Origin of the sequence: Streptomyces spinoverrucosus, from assembly GCF_015712165.1 — a bacterium.
GTDB classification, from domain to species: Bacteria; Actinomycetota; Actinomycetes; order Streptomycetales; family Streptomycetaceae; genus Streptomyces; species Streptomyces spinoverrucosus_A.
The window spans coordinates 5,902,119-5,925,381 of record NZ_JADPZX010000001.1; the positions used below are offsets into that span (position 1 = coordinate 5,902,119).

A 23,263-nucleotide genomic window follows, 5' to 3' on the forward strand; every position below is an offset into this window, starting at 1 on the left:
CCCTCGCGCGCGACGTTTCCACGCCCTGCCACCGGAAGTCTGGAAGCCGCATCCAGTCATCCGTTCCGGAGGGAGGGCCCGTTCCATGGGGGCCGGGGAAACGATACGAACGCGACGGCGCGCCGTGCCGTGGCTGCTGCTCGCGCTGTGGGTCGGCGTGCTGGCGATCGCCTCACCGTTCGCGGCGAAGCTGGGGGACGTACAGCGCGACCGCGTCACCGACTATCTGCCGGCGAGTGCCGACTCCACGCAGGTCGCCGAGATCCAGGACAGGCTGCCGGGCGGCGAGACCACGGAACTGGTGCTCGTCTACCACCGGGACGCCGGGCTCACCGCCGCCGACCGGGCGACGGCGGGCGAGCAGGTCGCGCGGATCGCCGGGGAGCACGAGCTGACCGCCGAGCCGCAGGGCGTGCCGTCGAAGGACGGGACCACCCTCATGTATCCCGTCGCCACCAACGAACCCGGCGACGACGAGAAGAAGCGCGACGCCTTCGTCGACGACGTCCGTGAAGTCGCCCACAGCCAGGGCGGGTTGACCGTCGAGGTGGGCGGGCCCGGCGCCATGACGACGGATGCGAGCAAGGTGTACAACCAGCTCGGCGGGCCGCTGCTCTACACCACCGTCGCCGTCGTCGCCGTCCTGCTGATCCTCATCTACCGCAGCCCGTTGCTGTGGCTCGTACCGCTCGCCGTCGCCGGGCTCGCCGACTATCTGTCGATGGCCGTCTCCTACGGGCTGCACGAGGCCTTCGGCACACAGGTGTCCGGGCAGAGCACCGGCATCATGACGATCCTCGTCTTCGGCGCCGGCACCGACTACGCCCTGCTGATCATCTCCCGCTACCGCGAGGAACTGCGCCGGATCGAGCGGCCGTACGACGCCATGCGGACCGCGCTGCGCGGCTGCGGGCCCGCCGTGCTCGCCTCCTCCGGGACGGTCGCCGCCGGGCTGCTGTGCCTGCTCGCCGCCGACCTCAACTCCAACCGCGGGATGGGACCGCTCGGCACGGTCGGCGTGCTCTGCGCGCTGGCCGCGATGCTGACCCTGCTGCCCGCGATCCTCGTCCTGCTGGGCCGCCGCGTCTTCTGGCCGCTGGTCCCGGCGTACGGCTCCACGCCCAAGGTGCGCCGGTCGCTGTTCGCCGCGATGGGCGGCTCGGCCGGGCGGCGCCCGGTGACCGTGCTGGCCGGTGGCGCCGTGCTGCTCGGCGCGCTCGCGCTGGGCGCCTTCAATCTGCCCGGCACGCTCAAGCAGGAGGACTCCTTCGTCGACCGGCCGGACTCGGTCGCCGCCCTGCGGACGCTCGCCGAGGCCTACCCGGAGCGGTCCAGCCAGCCCATCACCGTGCTCACCCCGGCCGACCGCGCCGACGCCACTCTCGCCGCCGTCCGTGCCACCGAGGGCGTCGACAGCGCGCAGCGGGGACGTACCGGAGACGGCTGGACGGAGGTCGTCGTCATCGCCGAGGACGCCCCCCAGACGCCGGGGGAGACCCGGACCATCGAGGAGCTGCGCGACCGGCTCGACGGCTCCTACGTCGGCGGGCCCAGCGCCCAGCAGCTCGACCTGGAGGAGACCAACGCCCGGGACACCGCGGTCGTCGTGCCGATCGTGCTGGTCTCCGTGCTGCTCATCCTCGTCGTCCTGCTGCGCTCGCTGGTCGCGCCGCTGATCCTGGTGGCCGCCGTGGTCGCCGTGTGGGGCGCCACGCTCGGCATCGGCGGGCTGGTGTTCGAGCCGCTGTTCGGCTTCCAGGGCACCGATCCGGGACTGGGGCTGCTGTCCTTCGTGTTCCTGGTCGCCCTCGGCGTCGACTACGGCATCTTCCTCATGCACCGGATGCGCGAGGAGGCCACACGCGGCGCCGAACCCGGCACCGCCGCGCTCACCGCGCTGCGCACCACCGGCGGCGTGATCGCCTCCGCCGGTCTGGTGCTCGCCGCGACCTTCGCGGTGCTGGTGAACATGGGGCTGGTGGCACTCGTCGAACTGGGCTTCGTCATCGCCGTCGGGGTGCTGCTGGACACCTTCCTCGTCCGCACCTACCTGGTGACCAGCGCGAGCGTGGCGCTGGGGCGGACGGTGTGGTGGCCCGGGCGGTTGTCCAAGGCACCGGAGGAACCCGTACGGCCCGAACGCCAGCCGGAACCCGTATGAGCCCTGGGGCGCCCCTCCCTGCCGGAGGGGCGCCCTCCTCCCGGAAGATGAGCTCCGTGCACCCACCCCACCGGCCGGGCCTCGGCGAGCGGATCATGGCGGTCGTCAACCGCGACCCGCTCACCGCCCCGCACGCCCTGCGCAACGACGCCCTGCTCGCGGTGGCCACCGCCGTCCTCGCCACGGTCATCGCCCTGTTCACCGACGACGGCCGGCGGCTCGACGCGCTCGCCTGGGTGCTGCTGCTCGCCATCTCGGTCCCGCTGCTGTGGCGGCGGCGCCGGCCGCTGCTCATGCTGGCCGTGGTCGTGGTGCTGGTCGGGCCGTACCACACCCTCGACTACAACCACATCGCTCCCGCCCCCGCCACGTACGTCATCCTCTACTCGGTCGCCGTCACCGGCCGCCCCATGCGCACGCTCCTCGCCGGAGCCGCCGTCCTCGGCATCTCGGTGAGCGTGATGCTCACTGTCAACGCCCACCAGGGCCTCGAACTGCTGCGCATCTCCGGCTGGGTCATCGCCGTCCTCTTCTTCGGCGTCGACGTCCGCTACTACCGCCAGTACGTCGCCGCCATCGTCGAACGCGCCGAACGCGCCGAACGCACCCGTGAGGAGGAGGCCCGCCGCCGGGTCGCCGAGGAGCGGCTGCGCATCGCGCGCGACCTGCACGACCTGCTCGCGCACAGCATCACCCTGATCGGCGTGCAGACCTCCGTCGCCGCGCACGTCCTGACCGCCGACCCCGAACGCCTCGACCGCGCCGCCGTCGCCGAGGCCCTCGACGACATCGCCGAGACCTGCCGCACGGCGCGCGGCGAACTGCGCACCACCCTGGAGGTGCTGCGCGAGCACACCCCGGCCGAGGCCCGCGGCCCACTGCCCGACCTGCACGGCCTGAAGGACCTCGCGGACACCGCGCGCGGCGCCGGGGCGAACGTGGAGCTGACGGTGCGGGCCGACGAGGTGCCGCCCGCCGTCGGGGCGGCCGCCTACCGGATCGTGCAGGAGGCGCTCACCAACGCCGTACGGCACGGCGGACGCGCCGACGTCACCGTCCGCGTGCGGGTGTACGAGGGTGAGGGCGCCCTCCGCGTCGACGTCACCGACGACGGGACCGGCGCCGGCGCCGGCACGCCCGGCTTCGGGCTCGTCGGCATGCGGGAACGGGCGCGCAGCGTGGGCGGCACGCTGGACGCCGGGCCGGGCCGCGCGGGCGGCTACGAGGTGAGGGCCGTACTGCCACTGGGAAGCGAAGGAGCCCGATGAGCGCCATCCGTGTACTGCTCGCCGACGACCAGACCCTCGTACGGGCCGCGTTCGCGATGCTCGTCGAGTCGGCCCGGGACATGGAGGTCGTCGGCCAGGCGGGCACCGGACGGGAGGCGGTGGAACTGGCCCGCAGCGCCCGCGCCGACCTGGTCGTGATGGACATCCGCATGCCCGACCTGGACGGCATCGAGGCCACCCGGCTGATCGCCGCCGACGAGGACCTGGCCGGGGTGAAGGTACTCGTCCTGACCACCTACGACACCGACGAGAACATCGTCGAGGCGCTGCGCGCGGGTGCCTCCGGGTTCCTGGTGAAGGACACCCGTCCGGCCGAACTCCTCGACGCCATCCGCACGGTGGCCGCCGGTGAGGCGCTGCTGTCACCCGGCCCCACGGCCCGGCTGATCGCGCGTCTGCTGCGCAGCCCCTCGGCCCCCGCGGCGGCCGGACCCGAATGCCTGTCCGAGCGTGAGCGCGAGGTGCTCACGCTGGTCGCGCGAGGCCTGAACAACACCGAGATCGCGGAGTCGCTCGGGCTCAGCCCGCTCACCGCGAAGACCCACGTCAGCCGCATCATGGGCAAGCTGGGGGCACGGGACCGGGCGCAACTGGTGATCGTGGCGTACGAGAGCGGGCTGGTGACTCCGGGGACGATGTGACTGACAGTCAGTCATCGATGACTGACACACAGTCACCGACCCTGAGGGGACCGCCCGATGAGACGTCCCACACGCGCCTTCCTGACCGCCGCCGCCACCCTCGCCCCACTGGTGCTCGGCCCGCTCACCTCCGGCCCACCCGCGTCCGCCGCCCGCTGCACCTCCTCCGTGCCGTACACCGCCGGGCAGGGCGGTTACACCACCTACCGCATCCCGGCCGCCGTCACGACCGGCACCGGCGCGGTCCTCGCCTTCGCCGAGGGCCGGCGCGGCGGCGCGGGCGACTCCGGCGACATCGACGTGGTCGCGCGCCGCTCCACCGACGGCGGCTGCACCTGGGGCCCGCTCACGGTCGTGGCCGCCGGGGCGGGGGACACCCGCGGCAACCCGGCACCCGTTCTCGACCCGCGCACCGGCGCCGTCGTGCTGCTCAGCACCTACAACAGCGGCGCCGTGACGGAGGCGCAGATCATGCGGGGCGAGGCGACGCCGGCGCAGAGCCGCCGGGTGTTCGTGCAGCGCAGCACGGACGACGGGCGCACCTTCACCCGGCCGCGGGAGATCACGCGGGGCGTGAAGCGGACCGGCTGGCGCTGGTACGCCACCGGCCCCGGCCACGCCCTCGCCCTCAGCCACGGCCCGTACGCCGGCCGTCTGCTGGTCCCCGCCAACCACTCCGCCGCCCCGCCCGCCGGATCCACCGACACCGGGCAGGAAACCAAGTACTACGGCGCCCACGCCTTCTACAGCGACGACGGCGGCGCCACCTGGCGGCTGGGCTTCGTGGACGACTCCTACGACGGCCTGGACAACGCCAACGAGAGCACCGCCGCCGAACTCCCCGACGGCACGCTCTACTTCTCCGCCCGCGACCAGCACGGCACCAGCCCCGGCCACCGCCTCGACAGCCGCTCCACCGACGGCGGCCGGACCCTCGCCCGCCCCTACGCCGTCCAGCCCACCCTGAACGACGTGCCCATCGTCCAGGCGAGTGCCCTGCAACCCGGTGACCCCGACGCCCCGTTGCTCTTCTCCGGCCCCTCCGTGCCCACCGCCCGCGAGGCCATGGCGGTGTGGCGCAGCAGGGACGCCGGGGCGACCTTCACCAAGGCGCTGACGCTGTCCCGGCAGCCGGCGGCCTACTCCGACCTGGTGCAGGTCGGCACGGACACGCTCGGGGTGCTCTACGAGACGGGGGTGACGGGGACGTACGAGAGGATCGAGTTCCGGCGGATCCGGCTCGCCGACGTGACCTGACCAACGGCGGATCTGGTGATCTGATGGCACCGCCACCATCCACCGCTCCCTCCAGCGCACCCGCAGCCAGGGCCTGACCGTCCTGCACACCAAGACCCTCGCCTCCGAACGCCGCATCGCCCTCCCCACCGAATGCATCAGTTCGCTCAAGATCCACCAGAAACGGCAGCGGGAGGAGCGCCAGGCGGCTGGAGCGGGCTGGACGGACACACAGCGCCGGCCTTCGGACGATCCGCTTCCACGATCTCCGACACTCGACCGCCACCCTGCTCCTGGAACAGGGCATCGGCCTCGTCGTCATCAAGGAACTCCTCGGACACGCCCACTTCGGCGTCACAGCCGGCGTCTACGCCCACGTACGCCTCCGCCTCCAGCGCCAGGCCATCGACACCCTCGGCAACGCCCTCAACCCGACCGACACCCCCGGCGACCCACCCGCCGCAGCCGTCGTCCGCTGACGTTGCCGTCACCGTTGCCGTCAAAAGCCAGGATGCCCCTCTCTCCGTCACCCGAGAAAGGGGCATCCTGATTCGCTCCGCAGGAGCATCTACGACGTTTCGGTCGTCACTCAGGAGTTGCAAAACCCCTTCAGGTACACCCGAATCGATAATCCCCTTGAAGGAATCCAGCATCGCCGCCAGACCCACCCTCCGGAATGATCACAAGGTCGGAACACTGGAAGTACGCACCGCTGGCACATTCTCCAGTCTCCTTCCATCGATTCATCACCTGTTCGATAGCCCGTAGCGTCATGAACGTGGCGCTCCACCGCGTCCCATCAGGGAGGCTGAGTTCTGCGTCGACATTCTCAACGGTTTCCTTGTTTCCTCTGCGCTCAGAATGAAGAGTGCGCTGAAATGCTGGTTCTCTACGCGTAGAGAGGGTCACTGGCCATAGAGCTGATTCAGCCTCGCAATCACCTTGGACTCGTTCGCCTTATCGGATTTCCAACGATCTGAACCCCTCCGTCCACGTTCCGGAAGAATAGGCGAACGCCGTTCCATCCTCGCGCATAGGTGACATCAGTTCCTGCCAGCGCCTTGCTTCCGAGGCCCGGATTCATATTTCCGCCTGACAGTTGCTGGAACAGGCTGTCCAGGTCAGCCTGAACCTTCTGGTTCAGTACGTGTGCCGGCCTACCCCTCCCTACCTGCGTTTTCGCAGATCAGGCGAGGTTTCCTGGTACGTCGACATCCGCGGTTGTGCGCTGCTATCGGGTCCGGTGCCGTCGGCGTACCGTCAGGGCAGGAGGGTGAGTGCCGGGGCGTGCTTGGGGCGGACGACGCTGAAGTGGCGGCGGTCAAGGGTCGCGACGCGTTCCACTCCGAAGCGTTCGGCCACGGCGATCACCGAGGCGTCGACTCCGCCGAGAGGGAAGTCGGCGTACTGCAGGACCAACTCGCCCATACGCTCCAGGTCAGCAGGGGCGAGGTGGACCAGTTCGAAGGCACCCCGGGCGACTTCGGTGAGGAAGGCGGCTTCCAGCTTGGGCCAGCGCTCCAGCAGCCAGCACACCTCGGTCAGTACCGGGCTGGGCAGCAGACGGCGGCCAGTCAACGAGACCAGAAGAGAAGCGCACTCCGCATGGCGCCGGTCACCGGCGTTCAGGGCTGCGGCGAGCGGGCCGGTGTCGAAGACGATCGCGTTCACGTCTGGTCGCCGAACCGCTCGCGCATCCGCTCCCGGATGTAGTCGTCATGCCGCTCGGCCAGATCCTCCGGCCCGTTGACCGCACCGATCAACGCCAGCAGCCCAGCCGAGACCGGCCGCTCCTCATCGGGACGCGGAGGTAGCGCCGCGGCGGCGGCCTGCGACAATTCCTCGTCCTGGGTCACGAGCAGGCGCAAGCGACGTACCTGCGTCGGCGTGAGCCGGTCCACCAGGTAGTGCATGTCCTCGTAGTCGAATGCTTCGGTCACCCGGCCAGTCTAGGAGCACACCCCCTGCTCGCACCCTCGTCTTCCAGCAGCTTCACCCTCGCCGCACACCTGCCGGAAACCAGCCGTCCTGGTGGACGGCGGCGGGCGGACTCACCACGTTGCCCACCAAGACCCGGGCCTCCGAGCGCCGCATCGCCCTCCCCACCCTCTGCGTCCAGTCCCTGTGGAACGTCACGTAATTCCCCAGCCGAGACACCAAAGGATCCCCATGGGGATCCCGACGCTGCTCCCCGATCCCCATGAGGACGCCGCTCTTCGCCGGGCCGCCCGACAGCCAGCCTGATCTTGAGGGACGCAGCGGACTGTCAAGGATGAGCGCAGCTCACCGCGCTAGCGGCGCCGAAGGCGTCCTTGACCGGCCGCTGCGTCCCGGACAATTTCCAGGCGGGCGGCCCGGCCCCCGCCCACCCACTCAGCCCGAACACCCGTCTGGGGACGGTGGCGCTGCAACTGGGGAATTACTTGACCGTCGACACCAGTCCCTGAAACTCCACCACGAACAGCAGCAGCGCGAACGTGCGACCGCAGGCAGTACGTGGCAGCACGACGCGCACGTGTTCACCACAGTGCAGGGCAGAGCGATCGACCCGACCAATCTCACCCGCACCTTCAACACTCTCCTCCGCAAGGCCGGCCTCCGCCGCATCGGGGGTGTCACACGCCGGTTCCTCGCGTACTCCTCTCCGTCCCGCTAGCCGAACCCGCACCATCTGGCGGTACTGGCACGTCCCGGCGTTGTCAGGGCTGCTCCCACCCTCCCCGGCACCATCCGGCTCAGGCTGCCCTCAGCTCCACCGTCCCGCTGCGACGGGAACAGCGGTGAAGGTCTCCCCCCACTCGAAGCACTGCGCCTCACGGCGCACTCACGATCTCCGGCACTCGACAGCGACCCTGCTCCTGGAACAGGGCGTCGACCTCGTCGTGATCAAGGAGCTGTTGGGCCACGCTCACATCGGTGTCACCGCCGGCGTCTATGCCCACGTGCGACTCCGACTCCAACGCCAAGCCATCGACACCCTCGGCAACGCCCTCGGCCCGACCGACGACGACCCTGACGACCCACCCATCGCAGCCGTCGTCCGCTGACGTTGCCGTCAGCGTTGCCGCTGAGATTGAAAGGACGGGGTGACGGCGGGCGTTGGCGGTGCTACATCCTCGTCATGAGGTATGCGGATGGCGGCGGTCTGACCGCTGTGGGGCGGGCGAAGCGTGAGGCGGTGAGTTTCGAGGCCGCGGAGATGTTCGAGCAGGGGGTGCAGCCGCCGGAGGTGGCGCGCAGGTTACGGGTGTCGCGGAAGTCGGCGTACGCCTGGCACGCCGTCTGGCGAGACGGCGGCAAGTCGGCCCTGGTGTCCAAGGGGGCCCGGCGGCTTTCCGTGCCGGCTGGACGATGTCCAGTCCAGGCCGAGCGGTTGCAGGCCGAGCTGGAGGCCGGCCCGGCGGTACACGGCTGGGTCGAGGACCAGCGGTGGACCCTGACGAGGGTCGCGGAGCTGATCCGCCGGCTGTTCGGCTACCGGTACACCCCGCGTGGGGTGTCGTATCTGCTGCACCGGCTGGGCTGGTCCCCACAAGTCCCCGCGCACCGGGCCGTCGAACGGGGCGAACAGGCCGTAGGGCTGTGGCGCACGGAGCAGTGGTCACGGGTAAGAGGACGGCCCGGCTCCTGGGTGCGTGGATCGTCTTTGAGGACGAGGCCGGACAGGACCTGAAACCCGGGAAGGGCCGGACCTGGTCGCGACGCGGGCGGACACCGCTGGTCAGAGTGACGGGCAAGGGCTCCGGCCGGGTTCTGATGGCCGGGATGATCTGCGTCAGACCGGGCCGCGAGACCAGGCTGATCTACCGGACCCAGACGTAGCGGGGCCGGACCGGCGAGAAGAAGGGTTTCCGGGCCCGCGAGTTCGCGGACCTGCTGACCTCCGCCCGTCGGCAGCTGGGCGGTGCCCCGCTGATCGTGGTCTGGGACAACGCCGGCACCCACCACGCCAAGGCCCTGCGGGAGTTCCGCGAACGCGGCAGCGACCTGCTGACCATCGTCAAGCTCCCGCCCTACGCGCCGGACCTCAACCCCGTCGAAGCCGTCTGGGCCCACCTGAAGAAGTCCCTGGCCAACCTCGCACCCCACGCGATCGACGACCTCACCCCGCTCGTGAAGAACCGCCTACGCGCCATCCAACGACGCCCCGAAGTTCTCGACGGCTCCATCGCCGAGACCGGACTCGGGCTGGAGCCTCCATAGCCTGTCACCCCGTCCTTTCAACCTCAGCGGCAACGTTGCCGTCAAAAGCCTCAGAGGCCCCGCCAGAAGTCACTCCGGCGGGGCCTCCGCGTATCACTCTGCACTCATTCCGAGAACGGTACGAACTATTCCGGCAACATTTGCCGAATTACCGGATTAGTAACCAATCCAGGGATCTCTGAAGTCAGATGTGAATACGCCTCACGGAGAAATCTGGAGAAGGAACTCGCCAGCTCTTCACGCTCGACGCTAACCCGCCAGGCACGTTTCGATGAGGTCACGACAATGAGATCTCCGTCGTGCCGCAGATGGATAACCTCTTCGCTCTCAGTGAAGCCGAACGCCGCGTCTTCTCCTGATGAGATACGCCGTTCCGCGTGAGAGAGCGAAAGGGCCAGATCCACGAGCGTCACAAACCTTCTCTTCGAGATGGCCTCCACGCCACCTACGATCATCTCGACATTGACGCCGAAGTACTTGTAGCGAAGGTCGATCTCTGCAAGGCCCGCAGGATCGCCCTGCTTCGCCCCCTCCCAGGTTCTCCGCCAGGGCGATCCCGGCTCCGGGAGAGAGAAGGAAAGATGAATCATGATTTCTCCTTGTAGGGAGCTCTCTCGCCTAGAACGGGAAGGCGGTCACGACTTTTCCGTCATTCACGATTACACGGATTCTAGTCAAGTCTCCGCCCCCATTTGCCGGACCAGCCTTGCCGACGACGTTACCTGGACCAAAGTCCCATTCATAGATCTGGCCAGGTCGCCCTTGAGTGTTCGGCTTTGGCGTCTGACGGACCTTCTTCTCCTTACCAATAAGGATGCCTGCCTCGTCGTCGATCAGCGCACCACCGGGCCGGTGACGGTCCAGAATATGCTGCCAGTCCCCGTTCTCCAGGGCTGCGGTTCCGCAAATGCCATTCGAATTGTGAACCAGGACCGGCGTGGCCCCAGCCAGCACATAGTACGTGTGCTACGCGGCACCCCTCTACCTGCTTCTTCGCTGGTCAGCGTGGATTTTGCGTTCCACTGGTGTCCGTGGTTGTGCGGGGAAATCCGTGGGTGTTGCCGTCGCTACTGCCGTCAACGGCTCGGGGCATGCGATTGCGCTGTCGCTGCCTGGTGTCGGTGCAGCGGGACTTTACTGTCACGCGCCAGGCTCGGCGCGGACGAGAGCGCGGGCGGTCTGCTCGTAGAACTCGTGGCCGCTCTGGGCCAGGGCTTGGTCAAGTTCCGGAGTGGTGCGGGTGCGTCGGGCCGTGACCGGTTGGGGCGCATAGAACTCGTAACACGATCATGGCGAGACAGCGTCTAGCCTTGCCGGGTGTCGTCCCTCCCTGTTACTGCCACCTCGTACTCATCGGCGCCTTCCGCTCTCGTCTACGCAGCACTCCTGGATGCAGAATCCTGGCCGTCGTGGACCTCCTACTACGAGGTCCAGTGGGAGTTGCCCGCGGGGGTCGAGCGACCGGCACGTGTAGATGACCTCCGCACCATCCGTTCCCGCCTTGGACGTGTGTGCTGCCGCGAGCGCATTGTCGAGTTGGTTCCCGACCAGCGGTTCAGCTACGAACAGGCCGCCGGGCTGTTCGCGTCTCATCGGGGGTCTGTGGACCTGGCTCGAGCACCCCACGGCGGCACCAATATCACCTGGTCGGCAACCTACCGGCACGCCCTCCCGCTTCTGGGCACGCTCAGAAGACGGCGCCTGCAGGTTTTGGTCCACGATCTCGCGTCATACGCCAACTCAATCGTGAGCCGAAACTCCTAGAAGCCTGTGCGAGGTTCATGATCCGGTCTTCTTGAGCCGCCGCCAGCGGATCAGGCTACTGGCCAACGAGAGGAAGGTGTCGTGGAGTTCGAGGCGTCGTTCCCAGCGGGTGGCAAGGCGTTTGAACTGATGGAACAGGGCGAAGGACTGCTCGACGACGTAGCGGAGCTTGCCCAGGCCCTTGATGTCCGGGGCACCCTTGCGGGAGATGACGGGCAGGATCCGGCGGCGGCGCCGTTCCCGGCGCACGGCCTTCAAGGCACCTCTGCAAGATCCTGTTACGAGCTCATAGCAGAGCAGGCACGGGCTTCGTGATCATTGGGGTGTCGAAGCTCAACGATCATGAGGTGGCCCGTGCCTGCCGCTGTATCCTCCCCTTTCCCCGCGGTGCTGGTGAAGCTGGGGCCGCTGGACGGCGGCCGGGTTGCCGACCTGCGCCCCTACCTGGACCTGGTGCCCGACCCGCGTGCGCGGCGGGGCCGTTGGTACCCGCTGACCGCCATCCTCCTCATATGTGCCTGTGCGGCCGTTTCGGGAGCGAGGAGCGTCGACGAACTCGCCGAGTGGGCGGAGCGGGCCTCGGACGCCCTGCTGGCGGCCGTCGGCGTGCGCCGTCATCCGCTCCAGTGGCGCCGGACTCCCTCACGGACCACGATCGGGCGTGTCCTCCAGGCTATCGACGGTGACGCCTTGGACCGGGCGGTCGGCGCCTACCTCACCGGCCGGCACGACGCCGCCGGGGCCGGGTCCGGACCGCGTCGCGTGATCGCCGTCGACGGCAAGGCGCTGAAGGGATCGGCCCACCTGACCGCCACCCGCCGGCATCTGCTCTCCGCGGTCACCCACCACCGGGCCGTGACCCTCGCCCAGGCGGAGGTGGGAGCGAAGACGAACGAGACCACGCACTTCCGGCCCCTGCTCGAGCCGCTGGACCTTCAGGGAGCTCTTGTCACCTTTGACGCGCTGCACTCGGTCCAGGCGAACGTCACCTGGCTGGTCGAGACCAAGAACGCCCACTACATCGCGGTGATCAAAGCCAACCAGCCGACCGCACACCGCCAGCTCGCGGCCCTGCCCTGGCGGGACATCCCGGTCCAGCACACCACGACCTCCACCGGACACGGCCGCCGCGAGTCCCGCTCCGTCAAGACCTGCGGCATCGCGGACGAACTCGGCGGGATCGCCTTCCCTCACGCCCGTCTGGCCGTCCGCGTCCACCGCCCCCGCAGGCAGACCGGCCGACGCGAAACCCGCGAGACGGTCTACGCCGTCACCAGCCTCGACGCCCACCAGGCCGGCCCCGCCGAGCTCGCCGCCGCGATCCGCGGCCACTGGACCGTGGAAGCCCTGCACCACGTGAGAGACGTGACCTTCGCCGAGGACGCCTCCACCGTCCACACCGGCACCGCACCCCGGGCCATGGCCACCCTCCGCAACCTTGCCATCGGCCTGCTCAGAACCCTGGGAGCCGACAACATCGCCAAGACCACCCGCGCAATCCGCGACCAACCCGAACGAGCACTTCCACTCCTGGGCATCACCAACAACCCGGGAATCGAGGGAACTTGATCAAGCCTTGGCTCTGGGCGCAGTGTCCGGCGATCCAACGGGTCAGTTCGTCCGGGGTGTGCAGTGTGCCTGAGGTGGCGCCGCAGTTGCGCTCTTCGCCTGTGACGCAGACCGCCTCGAACGCTGGCAGGGCCATGGAGTCGGTGACGGTGGTCTCGTGGTACTCGCGGAAGCGGTAGCGCCCCCGAGAGGCGTTGCATGCTGGTGCGCCGGCGTTCGGGGAGTCAGGCATCTTCGGTCGCTGCTTCCTGATCCGGGATGCGCTGTCCGCGTGATTCCGCGACCCTGAGCGTGTCCGCCAGGGCTTCTGTCAACCGGCAGGCCAGCCAGCGGTATTCGGTCGCCGACAGGGTTTTCGCGCCGGGTGCCGTGGCGTCGCGGGCGTACTCCAACAGTTCCTGGCCCATGCTGAGCTGTACCGTCTCGATGCTGTCGGTGAGGGTGGAGAGGTAGCCCCGGCCGTCGCTGCTCAGGTAGCAGGGTTTCCCCTCCGGGCTGGTCCACGGCAGTAAGCGGGGACCTCCCCTGCCCGACGGGGCGTCGTACAGCTCTCTGCGACGTATGCGGTCGGCATCGCTCCTGGGCTGGCTCACTGAGCACCCCCGGCCTAGGTCACTGACGTTGGACGCACTGACCGTAAGCGCTGACTGATCGTCACCCCAGGTGGGAGTCATGGCAGTTCGCCACTCTAGGTTCACGAACTGCCACGCTGCGTGGCAGCTACCCGACAACGCCCAAGTAGTCGGCCATTTCGCGCATCTCCGTCGTGAGGGTGCGCTTGCGCTTGTGCAGGATCTCCTGCATGGTCTCGGCGGCCCCGTTCTGGTGCCGCAGCCACTGCGGGGCGGCTTCCTTGGCGCGGGTCAACTCGTCCATGGCGGCGGACAAGTCGCCGGTTCGGGTGTGGGCGCGCGCCACGTCGAGGGTGAAGCGGTTCCCGTCGTTGGTGCTGGGCCTGCCCAAGCGCTTCCATGCCTTGGGCGACAACTCCTCCTGCTCGCCTGCCTTGCGCACCACCGCGCGGGCGTCCCGACGACCATGTCGTCTTCGAGTGCCTTGACCGCGACGGTGACGGGCCCGAAGACGGACCAGTGCCGGGAGACGTTGCGATGCGCCGTACCGACCGCGGTTGCCGCGACCCGGGCGGCTTGACGGTACTCCTTCGCCTCGTCGGGACGGTTGTTCCTCGCGGCTGCGGCGGCGGCCTCCATCGCCAGGCCGCCCCACACCGCGTAGTGGTCCGGCTCGGCCCCGGTGATCTTCGGCTCCACCGCGTCCATGCTCTGGGCGGCGACCTGTTCCGCCTCGTCCAACCGGCCCTGGCGCACCAGCAGCCAGCACATGCAGCCGACGCCCGAGCCCGCCGCAAGCATGTCTCCGGCCTGACGGGCGTCCATGATGGCGCCACGTACAGCGGCGTACGCGATGTCGTACTGCCGGACCTGGGTGAGGTAGGTGCCGGCCAGACGCAGCGCCTCAGCGCGGGCCAGCAGGGCCTGTCGGTGCTCGTCTCCGCTGTCGTAGTAGGCGACGGCCTGTGCGGCATCACGCAGCAGGCCCGGCAGTTGAGCCGCGACGCTCTTGTAGCTGTCGGAGAAGTACAACACCCGTGCGTCTTGCAGCATCCGCTGGAAGGTGCGCAGGTTCGGTTCCTCGGCCACGGCTTCGGCGTCCTGGTCCACGAGCCCGACGGCTGGGGTGAGGGCGGCGCGGAGCTGGATCAGGTTGACCCGGTTCGGCTCCTCGGCCTGCCCGACGGGCTCCGGTGCATCCGAGGCCATCAACGCGGCCGTGGTCACCCCCAGCGCTCGGGCAAGCGTGTGTAGGGTCTCCATGCGGATGGTGCCGCCCTGCTCGGCCTTGCGCACGGTGCCCGGCGATACGCCTGCGGCGTGGGCGAGTTCCTCCTGGCTCATCCCCGCGCGACGCCGGTACTTGCGGACGTTGTCAGCCAGCTCCGTAGTCATCAACTCACCACCTCCCACTCCACGGTACGCCCGGCCGGCACATCAACCGGGGGCGATCCGGCAGACACCCGCCCACAAAGGTGCCCCACCACGCGGCGGGCCGGGCTCCGGCAGGACCGGGGCCTGAGCGGGAGGGGTCCCTCGTCGGTCGGGCAGCTTCGCCGGCCCCCGGGGGTTCCTGGTACGCCTCCGGTGACCGGGCGACGAGGGACGTCACCCGCGACCCGCGACCACTCACCACGACGAAGCCGCACCCGCACTCGGCCCCACTGCCCCTCGGAGGGAGGGCCGGGGTCTGGGGCAGAGCCCCAGGGTGGTTCGCTGTACGGCTGTTGCGCGCCCGGACCGGCGGGGCCGACGGCAAGCGGGGCGGAGACAGGAGCGCGCGGCGGCCCCCGCAGGGCCGGAGCGCGCGCGGCCCTCGACAGCGGGCCGCCTTGAACAGCACCGCGACCGACAATTCCAGGAACGTGAGGCGGCGGGGGCGGGCTGGGAGGACAGCGGCTACGTCTTCACTCGCCCCGACGGCGCCCCGATCGAGGGGTCCACTCTCACCCGGCACTTCAACACCCTGCTCCGCCAGGCCAGACTCCGCCGCATCCGGTTCCACGACCTCCGCCACTCGGCGGCCACCCTCCTACTGGAGCAAGAAGTGGAACTCATCGTGATCAAGGAGCTGTTGGGGCACGCCCACATCGGCGTCACCGCCACCGTCTACGCCCACGTCCGGCTCCGACTCCAACGCGACGCCATCGACCTCCTCGGCCACGCCCTCCGCAACCCCGCCGAGATCACCGGCAAGCCCGACGACGGCGACGAACCACCGCTCTGGGCGGCTCCCGTCCGCTGACGTTGCCGTCAACTACTGCCGTCAAGAGCCCCAGAGGCCCTGCCGGATTGAGCATTCCCGGCGGGGCCTCTGGTTCGGTCAAACTGACAGCTCCTGCTGCGCCTCGGAATACAAATTGTCCGGGGCGAGCTCGGACATCTTCCTGAAGAAGCTCATTCCAGCCGCTTTGACGGCTTCCAGGAGATCCGCCGACGAAGCATTTGCCCTCTTAACTTCTTCGCCAATCTTGGCGGTCACCAGGACGCGAGACCCGGTGACCTGAAAAGAGAGCTTGATCGGCTGATCCGGGAAATACGTCTCCGCGTAACCCGACGACTGCACTTTCGTCACCATCTCGGCGATATAACACCAGAGTTGGTCGACATAGTCCCACTCTTCAGTGCCGATGATTTCCAATCCATCAACGGACAGCCGAATGGCACCTTCAATGTAGTCAAGGTCGGGCGGTGGAGTTCGGCAGGCTTCCACCTGCACAAACCCACCATCCACATCCTTCAGGAACGTCTCAATCTCAACCACGTCACAGGCCCTTCGATTATGGAGATTCCGGATAGAACTGGCCCACTCGACCTCTGTTCATGCCGAGCACGTAATCGACGCCGTTGACGTTGCCGCGAATCTGATACATTCCCTGACTGCCTCGCTGAACGAGTGTATCGCGGTTCTGTCGCATGACCTGCCCAATAGCGCCTTGGACGTCATCGACACTCATGCTCGAATCAAAGAAGGACTGCGTTTTCTTCACCGAGCCATCCCAATACTTCGGGTGATGACGAGTGAGGATGTGCTCCATTCCCTTCTTGTCCAGCAAGAAGGACTGATTCCCGAACTGGAACCGCTGACTGCTCCAGTCCCGGAGAGCGGGAAGGCATCCTCCACTGTTATGAACCAGAACCGGCGTCTGCCCAGCGAGTACATAGTACGTGTGCAAGCCCGCCACGGTCAGGTCATACGTTCGCCCGGACTTGCGCAGAGGCTCGACGTTCTCGACGAGCGCGGTCTTGCCCTCTGCTGTGCGCAGGGTCGCGCCCGCCGTGAGATCACCGGCGTTGACCCAGCCGTTTCTGCTCGGGCTCCAGAAGGGGTGGTGGTCGGTGGCGGTGATGCTGGATTCGCCGTCGGGTGTGCTGATCGTGAGCTGCGTGTAGTGCTTGTCGTCGTCCTTGATGATGGTCGCGACGACTTCTCGTGCTCCTGTTTCGCCGGTTTCCGGATCGGTCGCAAGGACCATGTCCCCGACCTCAACCTGCTCGATCGGTTTGTAGGATCCGTCGGCCATCGCGACCAGCGTGCCGGCTACGAAGCTGTGCCGCACAGGACAGACGGCCAAGGCCGCCGCGTCGGCGTGCTTGCCCTTCCCAAGGAGACTGGCCGCCTTTGCGATCTTCCCGAAGGGAATGAAGCCGGCTGCGGTCCACAAGCAGGCGCTGACACTGCCGTTGGAGCAATCGATCGCGTCTTGGATGCCGAGCAGTTCCAAGAGCGCGCCAGGTCCGCCGGGTCGGACCCAGCCCAAGTCATGGGCTGCCGCGCAGACTTCGGAGCTGGGGTCCATCTGGCACTGGCCCTCGGCCCACTTCATCACCTGTGCCTGATAGTTCCCGCGCAGGCTCTCGTAACCCGCGCGGGCGTTCATCTGCTTCGGCGTGGGCACCTGCGTGCCGGCCAGGAAGACGGGTGCGGGCTCTCCGGTCGGCTGGCTGTTCTTCGCCTTGGAGCTGGGCTTGGACGCGGCGGACGGGGTGACCGTGTAGGCCGGCTTTCCGTTGTCGTCGTAGCAGGTGTAGTGCGTACAGCCTGGGCCGCTGCCTGGTCCCCATACGCTGTCGGGGTTGTCGACGCTGCAGCCGTCGCAGTACAGGCCGGTGGGATCCGAGCCGGTGACGGGTGTGTTGTCGGCGTAGGCGTAGCCGTTGATCTGCTGTGGGCTGGCCGGGTCCATGATCGGATCCAGGCTGATGAACCGCCCGATCGAGGCGTCGTATTCCCGGGCCCCGAGGTGGGTCAGGCCGGTGGTTCTGGTGTCGTCGGTGCCACCGACGTAGCCCTTGCTGCCGGTCCAGGTGCCGGTATCGGTGCCGCGGCTACCCCCGAAGGGCAGGGTACGGCGCTGAGACAGCGACAGGTCGGCCGTCTTGACCTGCAGCTGGCCGGTGCCGACGTGGTCGGCGACGGTAATGGTGATCGAGCCGTCGTTCGACTGGACGGCCTGATGGCCGCCGCCCAGGTCGATGTACCGGGTGGCCTTGGCCGTGGTGGCGCCCTTGGGCAGGACGACCTCGGTGTTCCCGACGTACAGCGTGGTCTCGTTGGGGCCGCGGGCGATGAGCCGGTTGCCCTCGGCGTCGTAGACGTACTCGGTGACCTCGGCCGGCTTGCCCTCTACGGGCTGGGTGACCTTGGTGACATGCCCCTCGGCATCCCACTCCAGCGTCTGGGTGGTGCCGCTGATCACGCGGTCGGTGGTGTTGCCGGTGTTGTCGTAGAGGTAGCTGGTCTTCGATGTGCTGCCGTTCGGGCCTTCCTGGTTCACCTCGGTGAGCGTGTGCGGCTGCGGGCCGCCGGCCGGCGGATAGACGTAGGAGCGGGTGGTGTTCTTCGTGGTGTCGCCGCTCGGGTCGTGCAGGGTCTCGGTCTTGCGGTTGCCCGTTTTGTCGTAGGTGTAGGAGTGCCAGTACGGGGCCACGCCACCGACCGCGGTCGCCGATGGAGTGGCCGAGCAGGCGGTGTCGCCCTCGGTCCACGCCTCCGTCAGCCGGCGCAGGTAGTCGTAGGTGAAGCACTGGGTGTCGGTACCGTGACGCGACACGTCGGCGATCGACCGGATACTGCCCACCTGGTCGTAGCCGAACGTGCTGTGCCGGTCGACGCCTGCGATGTCCTGTCGGTCCACTCGGGTGGTGGCCAGGCGCTGGGTGCCCCACTCGTAGGTGTTGGTCACCCAGGCCTTCTTCGCGCCGGCCGCGGTGGAGCCGTAGGCGTACTGCAGCGGCTTGCCGGTGTTGGAGTAGGTGGTGTCGGCCTGGAAACCGTCACCGAGGATCGACACCGGACGCAGCGCGGAGTCGTAGGTGTAGCTGAACGAGCCGCCGGGCAGGGCGCCTGCCGCCGAGTACGACATACCCGCGACCAGGCCCGATGGCTTGTAGCTTGTCCCCCCTTGGTAAGTGCCGGCGAGAGCACCTTCGCTCGTCGGGATCGTCACTGCTGTGCGCACAGGACGGTAAAGCTGGTCGTACATTGTGACTTTGCTGGTGTATTCGTCGCCGTCCGCGTCGTACCGCGTCGCGGAGGCCAAGTGGCCCTTGGCGCCTGTGATCGTGTCGTACGTCCACTTGGCGCGCAGCTTGCCGGTGTGGCCGGCGTCACGCAGCTCGGTCTGACGGCCGAGCTGGTCGTAGACCCGGTACAGGACCCGGTTCTCGGAGTCCTTGGTGGTGCTGAGCTGGCTGCGGTCGTCGTACGTCTTGAAGGTGATGCCCTGGTCGGGATCGGTGGACTTGGTCTGGTTGCCGAGCAGGTCGTAGTCGTAGAACCAGTCGTTGCCCGCCGGGTCGGTGACCTGGGACAGCTGGCCGGACGGCGTGTACTTGTACTTGGTCGCGTCGTAGGGCGCGGTCGCACTGCGCTCGTGGTGCTGGCGCAGCTCCACGACACGGCCGCGGACGTCGGTCAGGGTGGTGGTGGCGGTGCCGCCGATGGGCGGGATGACCGTGGTGCGATCGCCGCTGTACGCAGTCGTCGTGGTGCCGAGATCGGCGCCGCCGTCGCCGTTGCCGGCGATGTTCTTCGTGGAGGTCTCGCGGTTCAGGCCGTCATACGTGTGCCACGTCTGCGTCTCCACGCTCAGCGCATCGACCGGCTTGAACAACTCGCGGTTGGGGGCGCCGGTTGTGTAGTAGGGCGCAAACTTTTTGGTGGCCAGCCCGCGTTCGTCGTAGAACGTGTCCGCGATCAGCCGGCCGCCGTCGGGGCCGATGTCCTGGGTCTGGCGGGCGCGCAGCAGGCCGTCGTACAGCGTGTACGAAGCGACCTGGGCGCCGCCGTTGTCCAGGGTGAGGGTGCGGACTGCGACCGGCTTGCCCTCGTCGATGAAGTAGTTGAACTCGAACGACGGTGTCTGACCGGTCTTGCGGTCGGCGAGCCAGACCCGGTCGGCGCGGCCCAGCGCGTCGTAGGTGAAGGTCTTGATCTTGCCGTTGGTGTCCTTCTGCTGTGTGGGCAGGCCACGCAGCGTTTCCAGCGTTGTGGTGGTCGTCTGTGCGGTGGCCGAGTCTCCCGCCTTGGCCGGCGGGGTGGCCGTGGTGACCGTCGTCGGGAAGCCGGTGGCCGGGGTGTAGGCGGTGGTGGTGGTCAGGCCGTCGCTGCGCGCGGTGCGCACCGGCGCGGTCGTCTCGGTGGCCGTGACGTTCGCCGTGATATCGGTGGTCGACAGCGCGCGGCCGTAGGCGTCGAATGTGGTGCCGGTCTCCAGGTAGGTGCCGGTGGTGCCGCTGTGCTTGGTCAGCTTGGCCGTCGCGGTCTCGTCACCCTTCGTCGGCGCAGCACCGTAGGCACCGCCGTCATAGGCGCTGCGTACGTCGGAGACGACGTGCTTGGTGCGGTCCGGGGTGGTGGCACACGACACCGACACCGTCTCCACCCGCGAGGGCAGCGTGAGGATGTTGGCGGTGGTGTTGGTGGCGTAGCTGGTGCGGGTGCAGACGTCGTCGGTGGTGGTGGAGGTGTCGCCCTTGTCGTCTACCTGGGTGACGCGGCCCGCGACGGTGTCGTACGTCGTGGAGGCCGAGGTCGTACGCCACTGGCTGCCCGCTCCGTCGTCCAGCGACGTCCATGTCCGCGACTCGCCGGTGCCGGTGAAGTTCGCGGTCACCGTGCCCCAGGAGCGGACCTTCTTCGCGGTCTGGTGGTGCCAGGGCCGCTGGACAGTCTTCGCCAGCACCTTGCCGCCCGGACCGGAGTACGTGGCGGTCCTGTAGGTGAAGCCGGCCGCCGACTCATGGTCGGTGATGGGGTCGCCCTCGCCGGTGTCCAGCGTGACGCTGACGGTCTTGGTGCCGCCGTCCTTGTTCAGCCGGTCACTGTGCATACCGCGCAGGAAGTAGCTGTCCTGCTGCGTCTTCATGTACGCGGCGCCGCCCTGGCCACCGGTCTTGACGCGGACGTGACCGTAGCCGCGCCACTGCGACCAGGTCTTGTGCTTCTCCTTCGTCAGACCGTCATCGTCGTCGTAGTGCCAGGCCGCCCCGCCCAGGTACTCGTACGCGGTCACCGCGTCCGGCGCACCACCGGTGCGGTCCGTGGCCGTCACGGATGTGACGACGTACTTGTTGAACCAGTGCTGCTCCGGCGCCTGGGTGTCCGAGCCGCCCAGCATCTGCGGGAAGCAGCGAGTGGTGTTCGTCTCGGGGGTCGGCAGGGAGCCCGCGCTACAAGCGGCAGCGGAGTAGTTGACGTCGATCTGCCCGCCGTGCTCGTCGGCCACGGTCGACAGGCGCGCCTTGATGAACGGGGCGTAGCCGTCGCCGGTCTGATCCAGCCGGTTGGCCAGCTGGGTGTAGGCCAGCGTCGTCTTCGGCAGTGTGACGGGGGTGGCGCCGGTGTGGCCGGTGTGCTGGATGGAGTCCAACAGCAGCTGGTAGTCGACGTCGGCCTGACCCCAGCGGTGGGTCAGGGCCCAGGAGTCGACCTTGCTGTAGGCCGTACTGTTGAGGACGGAGGTGGTGATGCCGGTCAGCCGCTTGCGGGTCCAGAAGGTCGGCGAGAGCCGCCCGTTGTCACAGTCGGTGCCCGCCGTGCAGTTCATGTCCCACGGAGTGTCGTACCAGTAGAACGAGTCCGTGGAGATCGACGAACACGTCGTGCTCGCGTTGGGTATGCAGCGCTCGGAACTGGTGAACTCCACCTTGGCCAGCGCCTGACCGTAGAAGGCGCGCAGGCCGTACTCGGCCCGCTTCAGGTACCCGCCCCGCACGTAAGGGGTGTCGTCTGCGGCCTTGAGGTTACGGCCGTAGGAGTTGGTCTCCTTGCCGTAGTAGTACGTCATCAGATTGCCGTGCGTATCAACGACGGCATCCAGGTTCCACCGCCACGTCTGCTGGCACCACGATGCCGCGAAGGTGCTGGCATTGCACGGCTCGTCGGCGTCGTCACCGAAGACAGGCACGGTCCACGACGAGTTCGTCTCGTCCTTGCCCTCGGACCACCCGGACGGACGGTTGTAACCGAAGTAGTAGCGCGTACCGTCGGGGCTGGTCACCCGCCAGTACTCACCGTCGTTGTCACCGTTGGCCAGCGCCGTGTTGCGCAGCCGCTTGACGAGCGTGCCGTCGTCCTGCTTGAGCTTGAACTCATCGGTCACCCCGGTCGGGACGAGCTCGCCGCCTTTGCCGTTGAAGGCGATGTAGGCGTTGTCGTAGCCCCAGCACAGATCACCGGGCTTGTTGATCCCGTCGGCAGCCGTCTGCCCGTCGTCCGCGCACGCCTTGTAGCGCCGCTCGATGAAGCCCGGCGACAGCTCGAACCCGTCGCCGACCCACGAGGACTGGTTGTTGGTGTTGCCGGTACGGCCGTCGACCGTGCCGGAGGAGTACGACAGACCCACCTGCGGGGTGAGCCCGCCGGGCACCTCGGGCACCGGAATGTTGTACGACCAGCCGAAGTCACCGGTGTTGAGGTTGGTGCTCCAGGTGGAGGACGGCGACAGCGGGGTCGCCTTGTAGTCGCCGGTCTTGCCCGCGTCCCCGGCGGTCGCGGCCAGCAAAGTGGGCGAGCTACTGCTCACCGACACCGATCGGGCGGTGAGGGTCTGCTCCTCGGTGTCGTTCTCCGTGGGCAGAGGCCTGTTGTTTCGGCACTTTGGGCTCTTCGGCGTCGTCAGCGCACAGGCCGACAGCTCCACCAGCGTCAGCCGGGAGGCGTAGGCGCCGCCGAACGCCTCGGCGAAGGAGGAGTAATCGACGGTGGCACTGACCGTGCCAGAGGACGCCTTGTCCTTGGCCTTCAGGGTGAACAGCACCCCGTCGACCCCGGCCTTCTTCGCGGCCTCACGGCCGAGAACCTTCGCCTCGATCGTGCCGCCGGTCGCCGACTTCACCCGCTTCGCGGGGGTGTTCAGCGAGATCGGCAACCCCTTGGCCGTGACCGCCGAACCCGCTTTCGCCGCAGGCTCCTTCAGTGAGACGAGGGCCGAACCAGCCTTGGGCCAGTTGGCCTTCGGGGCGTCCTGGGGTGTCCGCGGACCCTTCTGGACCTTCCGTGGCTTCAGCTTCGTGACGGACGTGCCCGCGACCGGGTTGTCCGGCTCGGACACCCCTGGGCGTCCCTTGCCCGCAGCGACGGCGGGAGGCGTGAACGTCGCCGCCTGAAGCAGCGTGGCGACCATGACCACGGACGTGCCCAGGGCGACTCTGCGTCCCAGGGCTGCCCTTGTTCCGCGCCTCTGTGTGGCTCTGCGCCACAGGGCGGCTACGCGCGGTGGGCGCGATATGCCATACATACATAGACTCGATTCTTCATCGACGGGCGCCAGGCATAGGAATCCAGGCGTGAGATGACAGCGCAAGCGGTCACGGATACGGGTA

The 23,263-nt window shown here is 68.2% G+C and carries 17 protein-coding genes and 4 pseudogenes; 10 read left to right on the forward strand and 11 right to left on the reverse strand.

Translation table 11 applies throughout. From position 1 onward, the window contains the following. Positions 1–85: 85 nt before the first annotated feature. From I2W78_RS26830 to I2W78_RS40740, 5 genes and pseudogenes are all read left to right on the forward strand, one after another. Positions 86–2,161, forward strand: coding sequence for an MMPL family transporter (locus tag I2W78_RS26830; protein ID WP_196462824.1), 2,076 nt, complete (start codon positions 86–88; stop codon positions 2,159–2,161). A gap of 47 nt (positions 2,162–2,208) precedes the next feature. After that, complete coding sequence (locus I2W78_RS26835; protein WP_196462825.1) at positions 2,209–3,429, forward strand: sensor histidine kinase; 1,221 nt, start codon at positions 2,209–2,211, stop codon at positions 3,427–3,429. Continuing rightward, the gene (locus tag I2W78_RS26840; RefSeq protein WP_196462826.1) at positions 3,426–4,091 is read left to right on the forward strand and encodes a response regulator; all 666 of its coding nucleotides are present in this window, start codon (positions 3,426–3,428) and stop codon (positions 4,089–4,091) included. The genes I2W78_RS26835 and I2W78_RS26840 overlap by 4 nt, the downstream gene beginning before the upstream one ends. A 57-nt stretch (positions 4,092–4,148) precedes the next feature. Continuing rightward, positions 4,149–5,348, forward strand: coding sequence for a sialidase family protein (locus tag I2W78_RS26845; RefSeq protein WP_196462827.1), 1,200 nt, complete (start codon positions 4,149–4,151; stop codon positions 5,346–5,348). Between the two features lie 25 nt (positions 5,349–5,373). Further along, positions 5,374–5,806: pseudogene (locus I2W78_RS40740) on the forward strand (tyrosine-type recombinase/integrase); the annotation flags it as partial. Positions 5,807–6,587: 781 nt separating this feature from the next. On the opposite strand, the gene I2W78_RS26855 reads toward I2W78_RS40740, so the two are convergent. Next, positions 6,588–6,998 (reverse strand): type II toxin-antitoxin system VapC family toxin, encoded by a 411-nt coding sequence (locus I2W78_RS26855; protein ID WP_196462828.1) that lies wholly within the window; start codon positions 6,996–6,998, stop codon positions 6,588–6,590. Further along, positions 6,995–7,267, reverse strand: a complete 273-nt coding sequence (locus tag I2W78_RS26860) for a hypothetical protein (RefSeq protein ID WP_307783798.1) — start codon at positions 7,265–7,267, stop codon at positions 6,995–6,997. The genes I2W78_RS26855 and I2W78_RS26860 overlap by 4 nt, the downstream gene beginning before the upstream one ends. Before the next feature lie 879 nt (positions 7,268–8,146). Here I2W78_RS26860 and I2W78_RS26865 point away from each other — a divergent pair. After that, positions 8,147–8,374 (forward strand): annotated as a pseudogene (locus I2W78_RS26865) (tyrosine-type recombinase/integrase); the annotation flags it as partial. A gap of 74 nt (positions 8,375–8,448) precedes the next feature. Further along, positions 8,449–9,530: pseudogene (locus I2W78_RS41870) on the forward strand (IS630 family transposase). Positions 9,531–9,655: 125 nt separating this feature from the next. On the opposite strand, the gene I2W78_RS26880 reads toward I2W78_RS41870, so the two are convergent. Continuing rightward, positions 9,656–10,120, reverse strand: a complete 465-nt coding sequence (locus I2W78_RS26880; RefSeq protein WP_196462829.1) for a hypothetical protein — start codon at positions 10,118–10,120, stop codon at positions 9,656–9,658. A 28-nt stretch (positions 10,121–10,148) separates the two neighbouring features. After that, entirely contained in the window at positions 10,149–10,484 is a 336-nt protein-coding gene (locus I2W78_RS26885; RefSeq protein WP_230885600.1) for a hypothetical protein, read from the reverse strand. Between the two features lie 363 nt (positions 10,485–10,847). Here I2W78_RS26885 and I2W78_RS26890 point away from each other — a divergent pair, with 363 nt between their 5' ends. Continuing rightward, positions 10,848–11,294, forward strand: coding sequence for an SRPBCC family protein (locus I2W78_RS26890; protein ID WP_196462830.1), 447 nt, complete (start codon positions 10,848–10,850; stop codon positions 11,292–11,294). A gap of 15 nt (positions 11,295–11,309) precedes the next feature. Here I2W78_RS26890 and I2W78_RS26895 read toward each other — a convergent pair whose 3' ends face one another. Continuing rightward, positions 11,310–11,543: a hypothetical protein gene (locus I2W78_RS26895; protein ID WP_196462831.1), complete on the reverse strand. Its 234-nt coding sequence runs from the start codon at positions 11,541–11,543 to the stop codon at positions 11,310–11,312. A gap of 105 nt (positions 11,544–11,648) precedes the next feature. On the opposite strand from I2W78_RS26895, the gene I2W78_RS26900 reads away from it, so the two are divergent. Continuing rightward, positions 11,649–12,863: an ISAs1 family transposase gene (locus I2W78_RS26900; RefSeq protein ID WP_307783799.1), complete on the forward strand. Its 1,215-nt coding sequence runs from the start codon at positions 11,649–11,651 to the stop codon at positions 12,861–12,863. On the opposite strand, the gene I2W78_RS41875 is transcribed toward I2W78_RS26900, so the two are convergent. The 4 genes from I2W78_RS41875 to I2W78_RS26910 form a co-directional block, all read right to left on the reverse strand. Continuing rightward, positions 12,832–13,095, reverse strand: coding sequence for a DUF7848 domain-containing protein (locus tag I2W78_RS41875; RefSeq protein ID WP_445330152.1), 264 nt, complete (start codon positions 13,093–13,095; stop codon positions 12,832–12,834). The two genes, I2W78_RS26900 and I2W78_RS41875, sit on opposite strands and share 32 nt — an antisense overlap. Next, positions 13,088–13,456, reverse strand: a complete 369-nt coding sequence (locus I2W78_RS26905; protein WP_307783801.1) for a hypothetical protein — start codon at positions 13,454–13,456, stop codon at positions 13,088–13,090. The genes I2W78_RS41875 and I2W78_RS26905 overlap by 8 nt, the downstream gene beginning before the upstream one ends. A 127-nt stretch (positions 13,457–13,583) precedes the next feature. Continuing rightward, positions 13,584–13,739: a hypothetical protein gene (locus tag I2W78_RS40745; RefSeq protein WP_230885602.1), complete on the reverse strand. Its 156-nt coding sequence runs from the start codon at positions 13,737–13,739 to the stop codon at positions 13,584–13,586. Next, positions 13,727–14,830 carry a helix-turn-helix domain-containing protein gene (locus I2W78_RS26910; protein WP_230885603.1) on the reverse strand — a complete coding sequence of 368 codons (1,104 nt, stop codon included), beginning with the start codon at positions 14,828–14,830 and terminating at the stop codon, positions 13,727–13,729. The genes I2W78_RS40745 and I2W78_RS26910 overlap by 13 nt, the downstream gene beginning before the upstream one ends. Before the next feature lie 436 nt (positions 14,831–15,266). On the opposite strand from I2W78_RS26910, the pseudogene I2W78_RS26915 reads away from it, so the two are divergent. Then, positions 15,267–15,680, forward strand: a pseudogene (locus tag I2W78_RS26915) (tyrosine-type recombinase/integrase); the annotation flags it as partial. Between the two features lie 78 nt (positions 15,681–15,758). On the opposite strand, the gene I2W78_RS26920 reads toward I2W78_RS26915, so the two are convergent. After that, positions 15,759–16,199: a hypothetical protein gene (locus I2W78_RS26920; RefSeq protein ID WP_196462833.1), complete on the reverse strand. Its 441-nt coding sequence runs from the start codon at positions 16,197–16,199 to the stop codon at positions 15,759–15,761. A gap of 16 nt (positions 16,200–16,215) precedes the next feature. Next, a complete protein-coding gene (locus I2W78_RS26925; protein ID WP_196462834.1) occupies positions 16,216–23,064 on the reverse strand; it encodes a polymorphic toxin-type HINT domain-containing protein in 6,849 nt (2,282 codons plus the stop codon). Between the last annotated feature and the right edge of the window lie 199 nt (positions 23,065–23,263).